Below are 17,741 nucleotides of genomic sequence, written 5' to 3' on the forward strand. Positions count from 1 at the left end.
GTATATATAAAGCTTAATTTTTGTAGTTTTGCGGCACCATATAAACACATGCAGAAGAGTAAACTAACCCTGTACATTTTTATAGCATTAATATTAGGCGTAATAGCCGGGTATATTTACAATGCTACAGTAATAAACAATATTAATACCAAAATAAACGCCGCCGAGGTAAATATAAAAACATTAGACGAGCAAATAACCACCTCTGCCGATACAACCACCGCAACCTTTAAGGCTTTAAAGAAAGAACGCGCAGCGCAGGCGGTTATCCGCAAGACCAGCGACACCGCCCGCGAGGATAAGCTGGTTGGCTTTACCGTACTAAGTGATATATTTTTACGATTAATAAAAATGATTGTGGCCCCGCTGGTGTTTACCACACTGGTAGTTGGGGTTGCAAAAGTGGGCGATATAAGCGCAGTTGGCCGTATTGGCGGTAAAACCCTGCTTTGGTTTTTAAGCGCTACATTGGTATCGTTATTACTGGGGATGCTGCTGGTTAACTTTTTTAAACCGGGCGAGGCAATGCACCTGCCATTACCTGATAGCCATTTATCTACCGGTATACAAAAAACAGCACTTTCGCTGCGTGATTTTATAGGCCACGTTTTCCCGAAAAGCTTTACGGAGGCTATGGCTAATAACGAGATCCTGCAGATCGTTATCTTCTCTTTATTCTTTGGTGTAGCAACAGCCGCCATTGGCGAAAAGGGCCTCATTGTAATTAAAGCAATGGATGCCATTGCACACGTTATTTTAAAAATAACCGGCTATGTAATGCAACTGGCACCTTTGGCCGTGTTTGGTGCCATAACAGCCATTATAGCTAAACAGGGCTTAGGTATCCTGTCAACCTACGCCATATTTATAGGCGAGTTTTATTTCTCGCTTATTGTATTATGGGTAGTAATTATACTGGCAGGTTCAGTAGTGTTAAAAGGCCGCGCGTTTAAATTGGTAGCGCGTATTAAGGATGCCATGCTTATTGCATTTGGTACCTCAACAAGTGAGGCGGCGTACCCAAAAGTGCTTTTAGAGCTTGAACGTTTTGGCTGTAATAACAAAATTGTAAGCTTTGTATTACCGCTTGGTTACTCTTTTAACCTGGATGGTTCTATGATGTACATGACCTTCGCGTCGCTATTTTTGGCGCAGTCATATAATATTCACCTATCATTTGAGCAGCAGCTATCCATGCTGCTTATCCTGATGCTTACCAGTAAAGGTATAGCTGGCGTTCCGCGGGCATCGCTGGTGGTAATAGCCGGTACTATCTCTATGTTCAATATCCCTGAGGCTGGTTTGGCCCTGCTGATCGGTATCGATCCATTATTGGATATGGGCCGCTCTGCTACAAACGTTTTAGGTAATGCCATGGCTACCGCGGTTGTAAGCAAGTGGGAGGGAGAATTGGGAGACGCCCGACTGGAAGAAATTGAATAACTTTCCTGACTATCGTATGATCCATTTCAATTTTTTAAGCCTTTAATTTGCAAATTCACTAAATCACTAATTAAAATAAATGACCACCCGTTCAAAAAAGGTCTTCCTGGTAATGAGTATTGTAGTGCCGTTTATGGCATACTGCCTTTATTATTATGGTATGATGATCAAAAACGCCCCGTATAAGTTCTCCGAGTTCCAGTCGATACATTTTGAATATGGTTTTGGCGATACGCTGAACAATATCTACGATTCTAAAACCGGCGAATACCAGTTTGTGAACAGGCGCGACTCGTTGGTTAAAATTAAAATGTACTTAAACAAGGACGACCTTTTATACCTGCACCGTAAGGCCGCTGATCTGGGCTTCTGGGATTTCCCTGCAAACGAGCTTAACCCTGATGTAAAGGGCAAGGTACCACGGTTTTCTATACAATTTAACTATCTGCGTAAAAGCAAAAAGGTTATGTTTGATGCTTCGTTTGATGGCGACCCTAAACTGAAAGATGCCAACGAGCGGTTGATCAAAGAAATACAAACCATATTGAACGACGCGGAAGCACGCCAAAGAAATGTTAAATAGTGCGTTGGATTATAATTTATTAATCCATATATTTGCACCTCAAAATTTAAAACAATAATTATTCAACAATGTACGCAATAGTAAGTATAGCCGGACAGCAATTTAAAGTTGCAAAAGACCAGCAGATCTTTGTACACCGTTTACAGGGAGATGAAGGCGCTAGTATTGAATTTGACAATGTGTTGTTAGCAGAGAACGAAGGTAAATTCAAATTAGGTTCTGATTTGAAAAGCGCTAAAGTTTCAGCTAAGATCGTGTCTCATTTAAAAGGTGATAAAGTAATTATCTTCAAAAAGAAAAGAAGAAAAGGTTACCAGAAAAAAAATGGTCACCGTCAGCAATTTACCAAGATCGAGATCACCGGTATAACATTATAATTAAATTTTAACCGACTCGATTCATCAGGGTCACAAAAGAAATTAAGAAATGGCACACAAAAAAGGGGCCGGTAGTTCAAGAAACGGCCGCGAATCACATAGCAAACGTTTAGGTATCAAAATTTTCGGTGGTCAGCCAGCTATTGCAGGTAACATCATCGTTCGTCAACGTGGTACCAAACACAATCCGGGCCTTAACGTAGGTATCGGTAAAGACCATACTTTATTTGCATTAACTGCAGGTCACGTAGTATTTAAAAAGAAAGCAGACAACCGTTCATACGTATCTGTAATTCCTTTTGAAGTTGCACCTGTTGCTGAAGATGCAGCACCTGCACCAGCTGTTAAAGCTGAAGCAAAAGCAAAGAAAGTTGAAGCACCTGTTGCAGCAGAAGTAGCTGAAGAAGCTCCTAAAGCTAAGAAAGCAGCAGCGCCAAAAGCAAAAAAAGAAGCAGCACCTGATGCTGAAGAAGCCGCAGCTGAGTAATTAGGCAAAGCTCTAACACAATATAAAAAGCCCTTATCAAATTGATAAGGGCTTTTTTTGTGGGATAATTTTATCCGCGCAATGGCGTCCCGGTAAACGGATGTATTTGCGAGAAATTTATTTACTCCAATATCACTTTCTTCAAATACCAGCCATCGGCATCAATTATAGGTGTGGTTTTACTTTCAACCGTAATTCCTTTTGGGGTTAGCGTAATGCGTTTTGTGCCGGCATCGGTAGTAACATCAACAGGCAGTTCTGTACCGATGTTGAGCAGTGTGATCAAATACTTGTCACGAGGCCTGGCTTTTACGCTTACTTCGAGCTTGTTGGTGGTACGCAGGTAAAGATCAAACAATGGTTTTAACGATTTTCCGTAAGCTTTGCTGAAATATTGTTCCACATCGTCGGTAACGTTTTGGTGGTCGTAGGTGAATTTGGGGTCGGTGGCTAAGCCTTTTAACGTGGCGAAGAATAAAGTATCGCCCATTAAATAGTGCAGGGTATGCATAAAGTAAGCTCCTTTTGTGTATATATCATTATTATAGGCCGATTCCTCGTCAATATCCTTACCCAATACAATAGGTTGCTTGTTTGCAATACCAAAAGCCGATTGTTTAAAGTGTTTGATATAAGCTGCTTTACCTTCCAGATCAAGTATTGGAAGGGCATCTGCATAGGTATCAATCCCTTCGTGGATCCAGTAGTCGGCCCAATCGCGGGCGGTAACTTTGTTGCCCCACCATTCGTGGCCAAACTCATGGTACATTAGCCAGTCGAAATCCTGCCCGCCAATTTTGGAGTACCTGAACTTGTTGCCGTAAGCATTCATGCTTTGGTGTTCCATACCTAAATGCGGAGTTTCTGCTATGCCCAGCTTTTCTTTGGCCCATGGGTATTCGCCAAAGTATTTTTCTTTTTCCCGTGCGGCCTGTATCACCAGTTCGATAAAATGAGGTGCTTTATCGGCATGGTATTTTAATACATAAAACTGCACAGGAACGATATTACCGGCTACCGATTTATAGCTGCCGGTTACTACTTTGTAATCGCCTGCGTTAAATACAATGCTGTAATTATTAATGCTGTATTTGGTTTGCCAGTGATAGGTGGCCGTGGTGCCTTTTTTGCTAACGCCTTTTAACACGCCGGGGCCTGCAACAACCAGGTCTTTAGGTACGGTTATCAGCATATCGGCGCCTTCATTTGGCTCGTCGCTGGGGTGGTCTTTACAGGGGAAGAAGATCTTGCCGCCGGTACCTTCGGCAGTAACGGCCAGCCAGGGGTGACCGGTTGAATCCTGCGCCCAGGTGAAGCCATCATCCCATGGTGGGTTTTTAGCTATGCGTGGCCTGCCGCCGTACACCACTTTAATACTGGCTTTACCCACCGGCAGTTGTTTTGCCGTATTAATGGTAATGAGGCCGTTTTTATGATTGAATGCTTCTTTTTTACCGTTTACCGATACCGCGCTTACGTGCAGCGAATCCATCAGGTCGAGGATCAGCACTTTGGTAGGTTGCGCCATGATCACATCTATAACGGTTGATCCGTCAATAGTTTTTTTTGCAAAGTCCATATTAAGCGACACAGTGTAATGGCGCACATCCATTATGGCTTGTTCGGGCTTAAGTTTACCGCCCGAGGTTTGGGCTTTTACGCCAAAACCTAAAGCAAGCAGGCATAACGCGGCAGAAATAGTTCTTGTAGTTTTTTTCATCAGACAAGGAATGATTGAATGCTAAAGATAAGCATGTGTATCTATTTGCTGATGGTTAAGAATGTAAATTTTATATGGATAATGTTTGACGTAGTGCAACTTGCAGGTGATGACACCAGAAAAGGAGGGTTATCCGGCTGTTAATGAAAAAGGAATAGAAATTTGATGTAGTATCCTCACAGGCTTTCGCATAAACTCTTTATTCCCTCCGGCAAATTTCGGCGCCTTGTCAGCTTTTGAGTAGATAGTTGTATCAGTAATGTCTGTTTGTGCTTTCGTTTGCGATAAAGAGCCTAATAAAATGAATAAAACGAAAAGGGGTTTGCGCACCATCAATTATAGTTTAAAAAGTAATAGGCATACTATATTGTACTCTCACTGGTTGATTGTTTTGGATACCCGGGTTCCATTTAGGCATCTTTTTAATTACCCTTAAGGCTTCAGCATCAGCGTCATCAGAAACCCCTCGCACAACTTTCGCTTCGGTAACGCTGCCATCTTTCTCAATAACAAACGATATGATAACGCTGCCGTGTGTGTTAGGATTAAAAAGTTCTCGCAGATTTCTTGAAAAATATTTCGCCAATTGCTTTTCGCCTCCTACAAATGTAGGTGGGCGTTCAGATGTGTCAACTTTTGGTTTTGTTTCTTCAATCTCAATAACCTCTGGTGGTGTAGCAGGGGTTTGTGCTTTTGCTATCGCAAATAAACAAAGGCAGGAAATAGTAGTTAAAAATCTTTTCATCGTTTGTTAATATTCCCTCACCAGCAACCCATCGGCAAAATCGCGTAGGTATTGTTTGCTTTCTTCGGGCAGGTTTATCTGGTCGAGCGCTTCAAATGCTTTTTCGGCGTAAGCCTGCATTTCGGCTTCGGCAAACTGGCGGATGTTTACGTTGTTGTAAATTTCGGTAACAGCAGCTACTTTCTCGGCCGGGTCAAACTTAGCGAAGGTTATCCAGCGGGCCAGTTCTTCGGCATCGGTGCCTTTTACCAGTTCAAGCGCTTTTATAAGCAGGTAGGTTTTTTTGTTAGAGATGATATCGCCGCCAACCTGTTTGCCAAACTTTTCGGGATTGCCATATACGTCCAGTATATCATCCTGCAACTGGAACGCAATACCCAGGTACTCGCCAAAACTGCAAAGCAGGTCGGCGTCCTTTATGGTAGCATTGCCAATCAGCGCGCCTATTTTTAAAGCACCGCCAAGTACCACAGCCGTTTTAAGGCGGATCATGTTAATATATTCGGCAATACTGATGTTGTTGCTGGTCTCGAAGGTCATATCCAGTTGCTGGCCTTCGCAAACACCAACAGCGGTAGCGTTAAAAATATCGAGCACCGTACGCAGGATGTTCTCGCGTACCTGCATCATCAGCTTATAACCCTCTATCAGCATTACATCGCCGGATAGGATAGCCACATTGCTGTTCCACTTTTCGTGTACGGTGGTTTTGCCACGCCTTTTGGGGGCGTTATCCATAATATCATCATGCATCAGCGTGAAATTATGGAAAACCTCTATGGCCAGTGCAGGAGGCAATGCTGCCTCCACATCGCCGCCAAACAGGTCGCAGGCCATTAGCAGCAGGGCGGGGCGCATGCGTTTGCCGCCCAAAGCCAGTATATACTTTATAGGTTCGTATAATTCCGCGGGATAATCCGGGTATTTCAGTTCAGCAACGGAACTTGCAATTAACGATTGCAGATCTTCAAGTTTTCTCATGTTATGGGTTGATTGGTGAGTGGTTTATTGTGTGAGTGGTTAAAACCATTCTCCATTCAACTAATCCAACTCAATCAACTAAAAAGTTAATTATTTACTAATGAAAAGTCTATTTGTTTTTTAGTCAGATCAACATTTTTCACCCTTATTTGTACCTCATCGCCAAGCTGGTAGATTTTCTTTTTGCGCTGGCCGATTATAGCGTAATTTTTCTCGTCTAAAGTATAAAAATCGTCGCTTATATCGCGCAAGCGAATCATCCCCTCACACTTGTTCTCTACTATCTCAACATACATACCCCATTCGGTAACGCCCGAAATAATGCCGGTAAACACATTGCCTACCTGGTCTTTCAGGTATTCGGCCTGTTTGTATTTAACCGACGAACGTTCAGCATCCGCAGCTTTCTTCTCCATTAACGAGCTGTGCTTACAAAGTTCTTCGTAATGGTCGGCGTTAACGCTTTGCCCGCCGTTAAGGTAATGCTGCAGCAACCTGTGCACCATAACATCAGGGTAACGGCGAATAGGCGAGGTAAAGTGGGTGTAATGATCAAAAGCCAGGCCGTAGTGGCTGCTGCTCTTGGTGGTGTATATTGCCTTAGCCATAGAGCGGATTGCCAGTTGGGTAAGTACGTTCTGCTCTTTTTTACCTTCCACATCCTCCATTAAAAAATTGAGCGATTTGGCAGTTTCTTTATCAGATTTTGTATTGATCTTATAACCAAACCTTGCCGCAAACTGCGCAAAATTAGCCAATGCATCGGGCTTTGGCGTATCATGCACACGGTAAACAAAAGTATATTTGTGCTTGCCCTTACCCATTTTACTTACATGCTCGGCCACCTTACGGTTGGCTAAAAGCATAAAGTCTTCAATAAGTTTGTGGGCATCCTTACGCTCCTTTACGTAAACACCTATAGGTTTGCCGGTTTCATCAAGCTTAAATTTAACCTCGGTAGTTTCAAAGCTAATGGCGCCTGCTTTAAACTTACGTTCGCGCAGTTTATAGGCAAGGGCGTTCAGTTTTAATATTTCTTCAACATAATCGCCGGTTTGGGTTTCAATTACATCCTGTACTTCCTCATAAGCAAAGCGCCTGTCAGAGTGGATAGCGGTTTTGCCAAACCATTGGTTAACAATATTGGCTTCTTCATCCAACTCAAAAACGGCGGCAAAGCAAAGCTTATCTTCTTTAGGGCGAAGTGAGCATAAGCCGTTCGACAATCTTTCGGGAAGCATCGGGATAACCCTGTCTACCAAATAAACGGATGTGCCGCGCTCATAAGCTTCCTTATCCAAAGCCGAATCGGGGATGATGTAATGCGATACATCGGCAATGTGCACACCAACCTCGTAATTGCCGTTATCCAGTTTTTTAAAGGATAGGGCATCATCAAAATCCTTGGCATCAAACGGATCGATGGTGAAGGTAAGCACATCTCTGAAATCGCGGCGTTTGGCAATCTCTTCGGCGGTAATATCATTCGGGATCTCTTCCGCCTCGCGTTCCACCTCAGCAGGGAAGGAGAGCGGGAAACCGTATTCGGCCAATATGGCGTTCATTTCGGTATCGTTTTCGCCCTGTTCGCCAAGTACATGTTTTATACGGCCAATTGGGTTTTTGGCACCCGCAGGCCAATCGGTAATTTCGGCAACGGCTTTTATGCCATTTTTGGCGCCGTTCAAATCGCTGATGGGGATAAAAATATCATGCATCATTTTGCGGTCGTCGGGTATAAAAAATGCAAAACGTTCAGATAGTTTTACCACACCGGTAAACTCCATTTTATTACGCTGCAATATCTCTATCACTTCGCCTTCCTGGCGTTTGCCGCGGCTTTTGGCGTATACGTAAACCTTTACGCGGTCGCCGTTAAGTGCATTGCGTAGCTTACGCGGGGCAACAAAAATATCGGTTTCGGATGGGTCGTCGGTAACAATAAATGCCGAGCCATCGTTGGTCAGGTCAACCTTGCCTTCAATAAAGGTTTTTAACTCAAGCAGTTGGAATTTGCCCGGCGTAATTTCTTTCAGTACACCTTTAAAAGCCTCATCCTTTAAAATATCGAGGATAACGCCGCGGGCATCTGGGTCGCGTACGTTTAATTTAGCAGAAACTTGTTTATGATTTAATGGCGTATTGCCGTTTTGTTCAAAAATATCGAGCACCATTTGCGTGAGCACCTGGTTTATTGAAGAATTATGTTTGTGTTTTTTAGACATGTATAAATGTTTGATGCTAAGGTACGAAATGGTACTTGCTTTTATGCTGTAACCACAGCTAAACAATTTGCAACCGTAACTATAATGTAAAATATACCACGTTTGTTGGCTAAAACTGAAGATTTGCCTTCAGCAGTTACAAATAATGATAGTTTTACCGCATGAAAACCTTAGGGCTTATTGGTGGTACCAGTTGGGTATCAACTATAGATTATTACCGTTTTATAAACCAGGGCATTAATGATAAGCTTGGTGGTGTAAACGCGGCACAACTGCTGCTGCACTCATTTAATTATGCCGATATAGCCAAAAACCACGCTGCTAACGATTGGGCCAAAACCACGCAGATGGTTATTGATGCCGGTATAGGTTTAAAGAACAGCGGGGCAGAGGCTATAGTGCTTTGTGCGAATACCCTGCATTTAGTAGCCGAAGAGGCCGAAGCAAAAATTGGTTTGCCTGTGATACACATTGCCACAGCTACAGCCGGGGTTATCAAAAAACACCAACTTACTAAGGTGGGACTGTTGGGCACAAAGTTTACTATGGAAAATACCTTCTTTACCGATAAGTTAACCCAATCAGACATAGAAAGCATCACCCCAAATGATACCGACAGGGCTTTTATCCATCAAACCCTGATGGACGAGCTGGGCAAAGGCATCCTGCTGCCCGAAACAAAAGGCCGTTACCTGCAAATAATTGATGATTTAGTACAGCAGGGTGCACAGGGTATTATACTTGGATGCACCGAAATACCCTTGCTGATAAAGCCCGAAGATACCGATGTGATCCAGTTTGATACCACGCAGATCCATTCGGCAGCAGCGGTAGCGTTTGCTTTAGGAGAGGTAAACTATTGATTTTTTCAAATATTTCTTAAACTCCAAAAATTGCATACTTTTAATGTGCAATGCAAGAAAAAAATAACCCTAAAACCATTCGGGCCTGGGCCATGTTCGATTGGGCCAATTCGGCCTACAACCTGGTGATCACAACAACCGTTTTCCCGGCTTATTACGTGGCCATTACTACCAATGCTGCTAACGGCAACCGTGTAAACTTTTTCGGTTATAGCTTTATAAACACCGCCCTTACAGACTATGCACTGGCGGCCGCTTATATGGTTATGGTGCTGCTACTGCCCATACTAAGTTCCATTGCCGATTATCGCGGTAATAAAAAGATCTTTATGCAATTTTTTACGTTGCTGGGTTCGGCAGCGTGTTGCGGCCTGTTCTTTTTCAATACCGACCGGCTGGAATTTGGCGTTATTTGTTTTGCGCTTGCGGCTATTGGCTACAGCGGCGGCTTTGTTTTTTATAACTCATACCTGCCCGAAATTGCCACCCTGGATATGCAGGATAAAGTAAGCGCAAAAGGCTTTACCTATGGCTATATAGGCAGTGTATTGCTGCAAATAATATGTTTTGCCTTTGTGCTGAAGCCAGAAGTTTTTGGCATTACCGATAAGTCGTTACCTGCGCAGATCTCGTTCCTGCTGGTTGGTATCTGGTGGATAGGTTTCGCTATGATACCGTTCTCTATATTACCAAAAGGCAGCCCTAATGCGCAAACACACCAGCATAATATTATAAAGGGGGGCTTTATTGAATTGGGCAATGTTTGGGTTAAAATAAAACAGATGCCGTTGGTAAAAAAGTTTTTACCATCCTTCTTCTTCTACTCAATGGGCGTGCAAACCATTATGCTGGTTGCTACCGGCTTTGCGGCAAAAGAGCTGGGCATGAAAACGCCCGAACTAATCACCATTATCCTCATTATACAAATAGTTGCCATAGGCGGGGCCACGTTGATGTCGCGCTTATCTGATAAATATGGTAACGTGCGGATACTGATCTTCGTAGTTTTTATATGGATAGGGATCTGTATAGCCGCGTATTTCACAACAACCTCTACCGAGTTTTATATTATCGCCGTTATTGTAGGCCTGGTGATGGGAGGGATCCAATCACTTTCGCGCTCCACCTATTCCAAGTTTTTACCGCAGGATATCCCGGATACGGCTTCATTCTTTAGCTTTTATGATGTTACCGAAAAGCTGGCCATTGTAGGCGGGTTATTTAGTTTTGGCTTTATTGAAGAACTAACCGGCAGCATGCGTAATTCAACCCTGGTTTTAGGTATATTCTTTGTTATTGGCTTATTGTTATTGTTTTCTTTATTAAGAACTGAGCGAAAAGTTCAGAAAAATGCTGAATTTAGCGCTCTTTAATATTACTTGTGCCGATGACAATTGAGTTGTTTATTCCGTGTTTTATAGATCAGTTGTATCCGGATACCGCCTTTAATACCGTTAAGGTGCTTGAAAAGGCCGGTTGTACGGTAAATTATAACCCCGAGCAAACCTGCTGCGGTCAACCTGCATTTAACGCCGGTTTTTGGGACGATGCCAAAGCCGTAGGCACTAAGTTTCTGAATGATTTTAAGGAAGACAGTGTAATTGTATCGCCATCTGCATCATGTACGGGTATGGTGCGTAACTATTACAACGACCTGTTTACCAATACTACAGCGCATAACAAGTGCCGCAATATTCAAAGTAATATTTACGAGCTGAGCGACTTTTTGGTGAACATACTCCAGGTTGATTATTTTGGCGCCGAATTGGAAGGCCGTGCTGTTTACCATGATAGCTGCGCCGGCCTGCGCGAATGCAAAATTAAGGACGAGCCCCGACAATTACTCTCCAAAGTATTGGGCCTTGAAATGGTTGATCTGAAGGATAACGAAACCTGCTGCGGTTTCGGCGGTACCTTCGCCGTTAAGTTTGATGCTATATCAACCGCTATGGCCCAGCAAAAGGTAGATAACGCCTTAGCCGCCAAAGCCGATTATATCATCTCTACCGATGCCTCATGCCTGCTGCACCTGCAGGGGTATATCGATAAGAACAACCTGCCTATTAAAACCATCCACATAGCCGATGTATTGGCACACGGGTGGGGGAATGTGTAACCGGGATTAAGCAGATTGTTCAAATTTTGAGATTCACATGCGTCATTGCGAGCGTAGCGCGGCAATCTTCTACATGCTTGTAACCAACCTTTATATTGAGAATCCTCATAGTTATAGCGGGCAACTTGTCGCAAATCCCCCTGTAAACCGTCTTAATTCGACTAACAACTTATTCTTTCCTAACATAAATTTGATCATTATCAAAACAGTTATGAAAGCATTACGCGTACATTACACCACAACAGCAGCATTTGCGCCGATAAACCAGGCCAATATAGCGGGCATCGTAAAAGAGTTAAAAGAGCTGAAACATCCGGGTATTAACTACAGCACATGGCTGCTGCCTGATGGAAAAACCTTCATGCACTTCGACCAGTTTGAGAACGAAGAAGCGCATAGTATTTTAACATCGCTGGCATCCTTCAAAAAATTTGATGAAGAGCTTTGGGCCAGCGGGTTAGAATCTGAACCGGTATTAGAGCATGTTACTTTAATTGCAGCTACAGGCGAATTTTATAAATAATATATGCGAAGACGTCGTAAAATCCTATCAATCAATAGTTTGGGTTGCTTTCAAAACACAAAAAAATAGAAATCGCTGATTATAAGGCAAATACAAGCGTTCACTTCCGTTCACGGCAGTGAACGTGAACACTACAGGGTGTTTCAGGTCGTTTCAAGGGCGGTTTTGGACGTTTTTAAAGCGTTATAATTCGTACGCTACGCTTTTCTCCGGGATAGTTACCTGGTAGCCATCCTGCTCTAAAGCATCGGCCATGGCCTGCATGCTGGTGGCCTCGCCATGCACTAAATAAACCCCTTTAAGCTTGTTTGCGTCCTGCACCTTAATGTTGTTCATAAGGTCTTCATGATCGCCGTGGGCGCTTAATACATCTGTTTGCTTGATGGTGGCATATACGGCCAAATCGCGGTCTTTGATGTGTACAATTGGGTCGCCGCGAAGCAGGCGGTAGCCCAATGTGCCTTTAGCACAGTAACCTATAAAAAGAATAGTGCAGTAGTAATTCTGGATGTTATAAAACAGGTGATCCTGGATACGGCCACCCTCCAGCATCCCTGCTGACGAAATAATGATACAAGGCTCGTAGTAGTTTGATACCTGTCGGCTGTCTTTTAAAGTTTCTACATAGGTTAAGTTCTCAAAATCAAACTCATCGCCCTGCTTGTTGTAAAACTCCTGTGCTTCGGCATTTACCAAACTGTGGTGTTTGCGGTATATGCTGGTGGCCCTGGCTGCCATTGGGCTATCCACAAAAACAGGCACTTTGGGCAATAAGCCGCTATTAAATATCTTATTCAAAGCAAAAACCAGCGATTGCGTACGCCCGATACTGAAAGCGGGGATAATTAAACGGCCCTGCTCAACAATACAAACCTTTTCGATGGTTTCTATTAGTGTTTCCTGTACAGATTTACCTTTGGTATGCATCCTGCCGCCGTAGGTAGATTCTGATACAATATAATCCACTGGTGGCAATGGTTCGGGATCATTTAGCACGGGGTAATTTTTGCGGCCTATGTCACCTGTAAAGGCGATGGATTTTTCCTCACCGTTATCATTGATCTTTAAAACCGCAGCCGCAGCGCCAAGTAAGTGTCCGGCCTGGATAAAAGTAAGTTCTATATCTCCGGTGATACGGAATGGTTTATTGTAAGCAATCGTAACAAAGCGTTCTACGGTATCCATTACGTGCTTTTGCAGGTATAACGGCTGCGGACCGCCACTGCTGTGTTTATGTTTACGACCTCGATTTCGGCCTTTTTGCGCCTTTGATAAAAAGATGTTTACCGAATCTAACAATAACAATTCAGCCAGATCAGCGGTGGGGGGCGTGCAAAGGATCTGGCCGTTAAAGCCCATGCGCACTAATGTAGGCAGGTTGCCCGAGTGGTCGATATGCGCGTGGGTGAGAATCACTACATCGATCTCCTCCGGCCTGAAACCGAAATCTTCATTTACCTGTATGTTATGGTCTTTTTCGTAATCGAGCCCGCAATCTACCAGTATCTTATATTGCCCTACCTGGAGCAGGTGCATGCTGCCCGTAACCTGGCGGGCAGCGCCGTGTATAGTTAGTTTCATGTATATAGTTCGCAAGGCGGCATACATGGGTAAGCGGCCTTATGCAATAATAACGATTAATCCTTAAATTATTTTGATGTTGGCCGCACTGTTCGTTTTCTGCCTCATTCAAAAATGGAATAAGTGGAACAAACGTAATATTTTGATAATAAACATTTTGCAATATGTAAACATCGGCATTATTTAAATAAAAACTAAAGCTTTTTGTATATAAAATGTTAATATACAGTGCTTTATAAAAAAAATATTTTATCTAATTTTTTTGGCAAATAGAATAAAAATTAAGCCATGGAAAAGGTACTTTTTTAGCCTTTTTTCGACCTCAGTTCGGCCTTTTTAGTGTGATGAACGCCATGGCAGTACTTATTTATTTAAGGCTTGTTCCGTTTGTTACAAAATGGGATAAACGGAACAGGTATTTATGCCATGGCCTTTTATTTTAGAATAACAGGAGTAAGATTGACTGTAGGTTGCTACTTAACCAGTTGGCTGGTATCAATAATCTATTATCTAAATCATTCCCCGGGAAAATAATCCCTTAACGTTAAGCGTTATTTACACAAGGGTATGAATAGGAATTTTTTAGGAATTGGAATGGCTGCGCTGTTGCTGATAGCCCTCGCCGGATGTGACTTGGTAAAGTCGGTAGGTAAAAACCCTGAGGGTGAAGAACTTGCCCGGTTAGATACTTTACCTAATTACAAAGATGGTGGTTTTGAAAACCTGGCTGAACGTACCGATTCGACAGTAAAACGCAATAAATTTCTTTTGTTATTACATAACCGCTCAAAGATCACCAGGCCTTCTCTTGGGTTGCCATGGGTTAAAACCGATTTGAATACACTTACTGCCCCTGCACCAACCGTGGTTTGGTTTGGGCATTCGTCTTTGCTTATTAAAACCAGGCAGGGTAATGTACTTATCGACCCTATTTTTAGCAATCATGCCGGGCCCTTACCCGGAATTGTTACGGCATTTCAGGGAACTACGAATTACCACGCTAAAGATATGCCGCCAATAGATGTGCTGATCATTTCTCATGACCACTACGATCACCTGGATTATAGAACCCTGAGAAAATTAAAAGATCATATTAAATTGGCGGTAGTGCCGATGGGGGTGGGCTCGGATCTGGTGTATTGGGGATTTGATCCTAAAAAGATCATAGAACTGAACTGGAACCAATCTGTTACGTTGCCCGGTGGCCTCAGGGTTACGGCTACACCGGCACAGCACCGCAGTAACCGTACATATGCTAAAACAAATAAAACGCTTTGGGCATCTTATGTGATACAAACAGACCAATACCGGCTGTTTTATGGTGGCGATAGTGGTTATGGTGCGTACTTCAAAAAAATTGGGCAACAATATGGCCCGTTTGACCTGGCGCTGCTGGAATGCGGACAATACAGCACCAACTGGCCATGGGCGCATATGTGGTTTGGGCAAGCTGCCCAGGCAACTGTTGACCTGAAGGCCCGTTTGCTACAGCCTATCCACTGGGCAAAGTTTGAGGCAGCCGACCATGCCTGGAACGAATCTATAGAAAAACTGATGCCCGCTGCCGAAAAGCTGGGTGTACAGGTAAACGTACCGCGTATAGGCGAGCCTTACACCCTGGGTGATCCGCCGAAGGAAGTAGTTTGGTGGGACTTTAAATAAAAATATTTGGCCTGAACCATTTAGTTAGCCTGCGCGGTCTCGAATTGTAGCTGGCTTAAATATCTGTATAGGCCATGTTCGTTTGCTATAAGTTCCTGGTGGTTACCGGTTTCAACGATATTGCCTTTTTCAAGTACGATGATCTTATCTGCCTCGCGGATGGTTGATAAACGGTGGGCGATGATAATAGACGTACGGCCTTTCATCAGCACTTCTAAAGCTTCCTGCACCAAACGTTCAGATTCCGAGTCGAGCGAAGAGGTGGCTTCGTCCAGTATCAGGATAGCGGGATTCTTCAGCAAGGCGCGTGCAATGGCTATACGCTGACGCTGCCCGCCTGATAGTTTTACGCCACGTTCGCCAACAATGGTATCATACCCTTCGGGAAAGGAACTTATAAACTGATCAGCATTGGCTTTTTTGGCTGCCGCGATAATTTCTTCCTGGGTGGAACCCAGTTTACCATAAGTGATGTTTTCGGATATGGTACCGCCAAACAGCAATACATCCTGCGGAACAATGGCCACCTGGTTACGGATATCGGTTAAGGCATATTCTGCCGAATCTAGTCCGTCAAAATATATGCTGCCGCTTTGCGGGTGGTAAAATTGCAGTATAAGCGCCGCCATGGTTGATTTACCCGAACCACTTGGCCCTACAATAGCTACCTTTTGGCCGGCATTGGCGGTAAATGAAATATCTTTTAATACGGTAAGCTCCGAGCGCGATGGATACGCAAATACCACGTTATTGAATGCCAGGTTACCGCTTATTTTTTGTTTAACAAGGTTATCTTCAGCATTGATGGATACATCTTCACCTTTCTCGTCAAGTATTTCCAAAACACGTTCGCTCGCACCAACTGCTTTTTGCAGATTAGCATATAACTCAGGGAAACTGCCCATAGCCGCACCTACAAAAATAGAGTAGAGGATAAAGGTGGTTAAGCTACCAACAGAAAGTTCGTGGTGATGTACCAATACCGACCCATACCAAATAACGCCTACAATGGCCCCAAATAGGCAAAAAACAATAAACGATGCGAACAAGCCACGGTACACTGCACCCTTAACCGCAATTTTTACCACCTCGCGCAGGTTTTTGTTGTAACGGCCTGCTTCAAAAGCTTCGTTTACAAAGGCTTTAACGTTAGCTATGCCTTGCAGGGTTTCTTCAATAATGGTGTTTGATTCGGCCAGTTTATCCTGCGCCTGTCTTGACAGGGTGCGGATGAACCTCCCGAAAAATACGGCTACAACGATCAGTACCGGCAACATCAGCAATAAAGCCAGGGTAAGTTTAAACGATACGATGGTTAAGAATGTAATACCGCCAACCAATAAAACCAGCTGCCTTATCATTTCGGCAAAGGTGGTGGTCATGGTATCCTGAATCTGCGAAAGATCAGCAGAGATGCGGCTATTTAGTTCGCCAACCCTGCGGTTAGCAAAAAAGTTCATGGGGAGGGTAACCAGTTTAAAATAGGTATCGCGGCGGATATCGGCCAGTGCCTTCTCAGCCACCTGTACAAACCAAACCACTCTAAAAAAAGACACAAATGCTTGTACAAATAATATCCCGAAGGCTAAAAAGCCAATAGCATTAATAGTTGGCGGTAAAAAAGTGTATTTCTGTTTGCCCTGTGCGGCATCTATCAAAGCCCCAAGTAACGATGGGAATGCAAGGCCGGTTAAACTGGATAAAAAAAGGAAGATGATCCCTGCAAAAAATTTGCCTTTGTAGGGTTTTAAATAAGAGATAAGCTTTGATATGCGGCCTAAACTCTCCAGGTTTAATTTTGCCTTTGGTAACTCTGCTTCCGACTTGCTGCCACTATTCAATCTTCCTCGTGCCATTAATATTTTTTATATGTACAAAGCCGTAAAATTACGCCTTTCTTTTTCTTTTTGTGAAGGCTAATGCTAAAATTGACGAAAACGTGAGAACAATCACTATTATATAAAGCTTTTGCCTGCTTTCGTAACCTGCTTTTTGTTTGGCTAAGGTTGCTTTTAAATCGTCGTTTTGTTCACGTAACCGGTTAATGGTGGTCATAAAAGCAATGCGGGTTTTCTCAACCTCCTTAGCGTTACTCTCTACCTGTTTTTTTTGGTAATTAGTGTAATTGAGCTGGCTGGTACGATAATCAAAAAGTTTTTTCAGTTCGATGAAGATCTCGTCGTCGGTACCCACAATATCCATCAGTATGTCGTTTGATTTACGTATATCGCCTTTGGTTTGCATGTGGAATATGCCGCTGCGTTTGGTAAGGCTGGTATCGTACTGGCTAAATTTCACCTTTCGGGCAGCAAGCATGGCGTTGATCTTTGCCCGTTGTGTACTGTACGCAGCCGAATCTGTTTTTACCTGCGCAAAAACACAGGCAGCAAAAAGCAGCAATGCTGTTAAGCTAAATAAACGTTTCATAGCCTTCA

At 43.4% G+C, this 17,741-nt stretch carries 16 protein-coding genes; 9 read left to right on the top strand and 7 right to left on the bottom strand.

The features are described from left to right. Window positions 1-48 precede the first annotated feature (48 nt). From IDJ75_RS05975 to rpmA, 4 genes are all read left to right on the top strand, one after another. Complete coding sequence (locus tag IDJ75_RS05975; protein ID WP_191174668.1) at window positions 49-1,443, top strand: dicarboxylate/amino acid:cation symporter; 1,395 nt, start codon at window positions 49-51, stop codon at window positions 1,441-1,443. A 79-nt stretch (window positions 1,444-1,522) separates the two neighbouring features. Then, window positions 1,523-2,026, top strand: coding sequence for a hypothetical protein (locus tag IDJ75_RS05980; protein ID WP_191174669.1), 504 nt, complete (start codon window positions 1,523-1,525; stop codon window positions 2,024-2,026). A 68-nt stretch (window positions 2,027-2,094) separates the two neighbouring features. Next, window positions 2,095-2,403, top strand: a complete 309-nt coding sequence (rplU, locus tag IDJ75_RS05985) for a 50S ribosomal protein L21 (protein ID WP_067059538.1) — start codon at window positions 2,095-2,097, stop codon at window positions 2,401-2,403. Between the two features lie 49 nt (window positions 2,404-2,452). Further along, a complete protein-coding gene (rpmA, locus tag IDJ75_RS05990; RefSeq protein WP_191174670.1) occupies window positions 2,453-2,890 on the top strand; it encodes a 50S ribosomal protein L27 in 438 nt (145 codons plus the stop codon). 121 nt (window positions 2,891-3,011) lie between these two features. Here the strand turns inward: rpmA and IDJ75_RS05995 are convergent, their stop codons facing one another. The 4 genes from IDJ75_RS05995 to rnr all read right to left on the bottom strand — a co-directional run bounded on the left by IDJ75_RS05995 (window position 3,012) and on the right by rnr (window position 8,561). Beyond that, window positions 3,012-4,610 carry a M1 family metallopeptidase gene (locus IDJ75_RS05995; RefSeq protein ID WP_191174671.1) on the bottom strand — a complete coding sequence of 533 codons (1,599 nt, stop codon included), beginning with the start codon at window positions 4,608-4,610 and terminating at the stop codon, window positions 3,012-3,014. Between the two features lie 343 nt (window positions 4,611-4,953). Beyond that, window positions 4,954-5,355, bottom strand: a complete 402-nt coding sequence (locus tag IDJ75_RS06000; RefSeq protein ID WP_191174672.1) for an energy transducer TonB — start codon at window positions 5,353-5,355, stop codon at window positions 4,954-4,956. A gap of 6 nt (window positions 5,356-5,361) precedes the next feature. After that, window positions 5,362-6,336 carry a polyprenyl synthetase family protein gene (locus IDJ75_RS06005; RefSeq protein ID WP_191174673.1) on the bottom strand — a complete coding sequence of 325 codons (975 nt, stop codon included), beginning with the start codon at window positions 6,334-6,336 and terminating at the stop codon, window positions 5,362-5,364. Between the two features lie 86 nt (window positions 6,337-6,422). Continuing rightward, the gene (rnr, locus tag IDJ75_RS06010) at window positions 6,423-8,561 is read right to left on the bottom strand and encodes a ribonuclease R (protein WP_191174674.1); all 2,139 of its coding nucleotides are present in this window, start codon (window positions 8,559-8,561) and stop codon (window positions 6,423-6,425) included. A gap of 161 nt (window positions 8,562-8,722) precedes the next feature. On the opposite strand from rnr, the gene IDJ75_RS06015 reads away from it, so the two are divergent. From IDJ75_RS06015 to IDJ75_RS06030, 4 genes are all read left to right on the top strand, one after another. Continuing rightward, window positions 8,723-9,424 carry an aspartate/glutamate racemase family protein gene (locus IDJ75_RS06015; RefSeq protein WP_191174675.1) on the top strand — a complete coding sequence of 234 codons (702 nt, stop codon included), beginning with the start codon at window positions 8,723-8,725 and terminating at the stop codon, window positions 9,422-9,424. A gap of 50 nt (window positions 9,425-9,474) precedes the next feature. Beyond that, window positions 9,475-10,797 (top strand): MFS transporter, encoded by a 1,323-nt coding sequence (locus tag IDJ75_RS06020; RefSeq protein ID WP_191174676.1) that lies wholly within the window; start codon window positions 9,475-9,477, stop codon window positions 10,795-10,797. Between the two features lie 14 nt (window positions 10,798-10,811). Next, window positions 10,812-11,540: a (Fe-S)-binding protein gene (locus IDJ75_RS06025; protein WP_067059528.1), complete on the top strand. Its 729-nt coding sequence runs from the start codon at window positions 10,812-10,814 to the stop codon at window positions 11,538-11,540. A gap of 211 nt (window positions 11,541-11,751) precedes the next feature. After that, complete coding sequence (locus IDJ75_RS06030; RefSeq protein WP_191174677.1) at window positions 11,752-12,063, top strand: hypothetical protein; 312 nt, start codon at window positions 11,752-11,754, stop codon at window positions 12,061-12,063. A gap of 183 nt (window positions 12,064-12,246) precedes the next feature. On the opposite strand, the gene IDJ75_RS06035 is transcribed toward IDJ75_RS06030, so the two are convergent. Beyond that, window positions 12,247-13,644, bottom strand: a complete 1,398-nt coding sequence (locus tag IDJ75_RS06035) for an MBL fold metallo-hydrolase (RefSeq protein WP_191174678.1) — start codon at window positions 13,642-13,644, stop codon at window positions 12,247-12,249. 567 nt (window positions 13,645-14,211) lie between these two features. Here IDJ75_RS06035 and IDJ75_RS06040 point away from each other — a divergent pair. After that, window positions 14,212-15,306 (top strand): MBL fold metallo-hydrolase, encoded by a 1,095-nt coding sequence (locus IDJ75_RS06040; RefSeq protein WP_191174679.1) that lies wholly within the window; start codon window positions 14,212-14,214, stop codon window positions 15,304-15,306. 20 nt (window positions 15,307-15,326) lie between these two features. Here IDJ75_RS06040 and IDJ75_RS06045 read toward each other — a convergent pair whose 3' ends face one another. After that, entirely contained in the window at window positions 15,327-17,162 is a 1,836-nt protein-coding gene (locus tag IDJ75_RS06045) for an ABC transporter ATP-binding protein (RefSeq protein ID WP_191174680.1), read from the bottom strand. Between the two features lie 31 nt (window positions 17,163-17,193). Further along, window positions 17,194-17,733 (bottom strand): hypothetical protein, encoded by a 540-nt coding sequence (locus tag IDJ75_RS06050; RefSeq protein WP_191174681.1) that lies wholly within the window; start codon window positions 17,731-17,733, stop codon window positions 17,194-17,196. Between the last annotated feature and the right edge of the window lie 8 nt (window positions 17,734-17,741).

Source organism: Mucilaginibacter rigui (assembly GCF_014773275.1).
Taxonomy (GTDB): domain Bacteria; phylum Bacteroidota; class Bacteroidia; order Sphingobacteriales; family Sphingobacteriaceae; genus Mucilaginibacter; species Mucilaginibacter rigui_A.

Bases quoted from the DNA above. Each gene is read 5' to 3' on its own strand.
- IDJ75_RS05975 (WP_191174668.1), top strand. From the start codon at position 49: ATGCAGAAGAGTAAACTAACCCTGTACATTTTTATAGCATTAATATTA.
- IDJ75_RS05980 (WP_191174669.1), top strand. From the start codon at position 1,523: ATGACCACCCGTTCAAAAAAGGTCTTCCTGGTAATGAGTATTGTAGTG.
- rplU (WP_067059538.1), top strand. From the start codon at position 2,095: ATGTACGCAATAGTAAGTATAGCCGGACAGCAATTTAAAGTTGCAAAA.
- rpmA (WP_191174670.1), top strand. From the start codon at position 2,453: ATGGCACACAAAAAAGGGGCCGGTAGTTCAAGAAACGGCCGCGAATCA.
- IDJ75_RS05995 (WP_191174671.1), bottom strand. From the start codon at position 4,610: ATGAAAAAAACTACAAGAACTATTTCTGCCGCGTTATGCCTGCTTGCT.
- IDJ75_RS06000 (WP_191174672.1), bottom strand. From the start codon at position 5,355: ATGAAAAGATTTTTAACTACTATTTCCTGCCTTTGTTTATTTGCGATA.
- IDJ75_RS06005 (WP_191174673.1), bottom strand. From the start codon at position 6,336: ATGAGAAAACTTGAAGATCTGCAATCGTTAATTGCAAGTTCCGTTGCT.
- rnr (WP_191174674.1), bottom strand. From the start codon at position 8,561: ATGTCTAAAAAACACAAACATAATTCTTCAATAAACCAGGTGCTCACG.
- IDJ75_RS06015 (WP_191174675.1), top strand. From the start codon at position 8,723: ATGAAAACCTTAGGGCTTATTGGTGGTACCAGTTGGGTATCAACTATA.
- IDJ75_RS06020 (WP_191174676.1), top strand. From the start codon at position 9,475: ATGCAAGAAAAAAATAACCCTAAAACCATTCGGGCCTGGGCCATGTTC.
- IDJ75_RS06025 (WP_067059528.1), top strand. From the start codon at position 10,812: ATGACAATTGAGTTGTTTATTCCGTGTTTTATAGATCAGTTGTATCCG.
- IDJ75_RS06030 (WP_191174677.1), top strand. From the start codon at position 11,752: ATGAAAGCATTACGCGTACATTACACCACAACAGCAGCATTTGCGCCG.
- IDJ75_RS06035 (WP_191174678.1), bottom strand. From the start codon at position 13,644: ATGAAACTAACTATACACGGCGCTGCCCGCCAGGTTACGGGCAGCATG.
- IDJ75_RS06040 (WP_191174679.1), top strand. From the start codon at position 14,212: ATGAATAGGAATTTTTTAGGAATTGGAATGGCTGCGCTGTTGCTGATA.
- IDJ75_RS06045 (WP_191174680.1), bottom strand. From the start codon at position 17,162: ATGGCACGAGGAAGATTGAATAGTGGCAGCAAGTCGGAAGCAGAGTTA.
- IDJ75_RS06050 (WP_191174681.1), bottom strand. From the start codon at position 17,733: ATGAAACGTTTATTTAGCTTAACAGCATTGCTGCTTTTTGCTGCCTGT.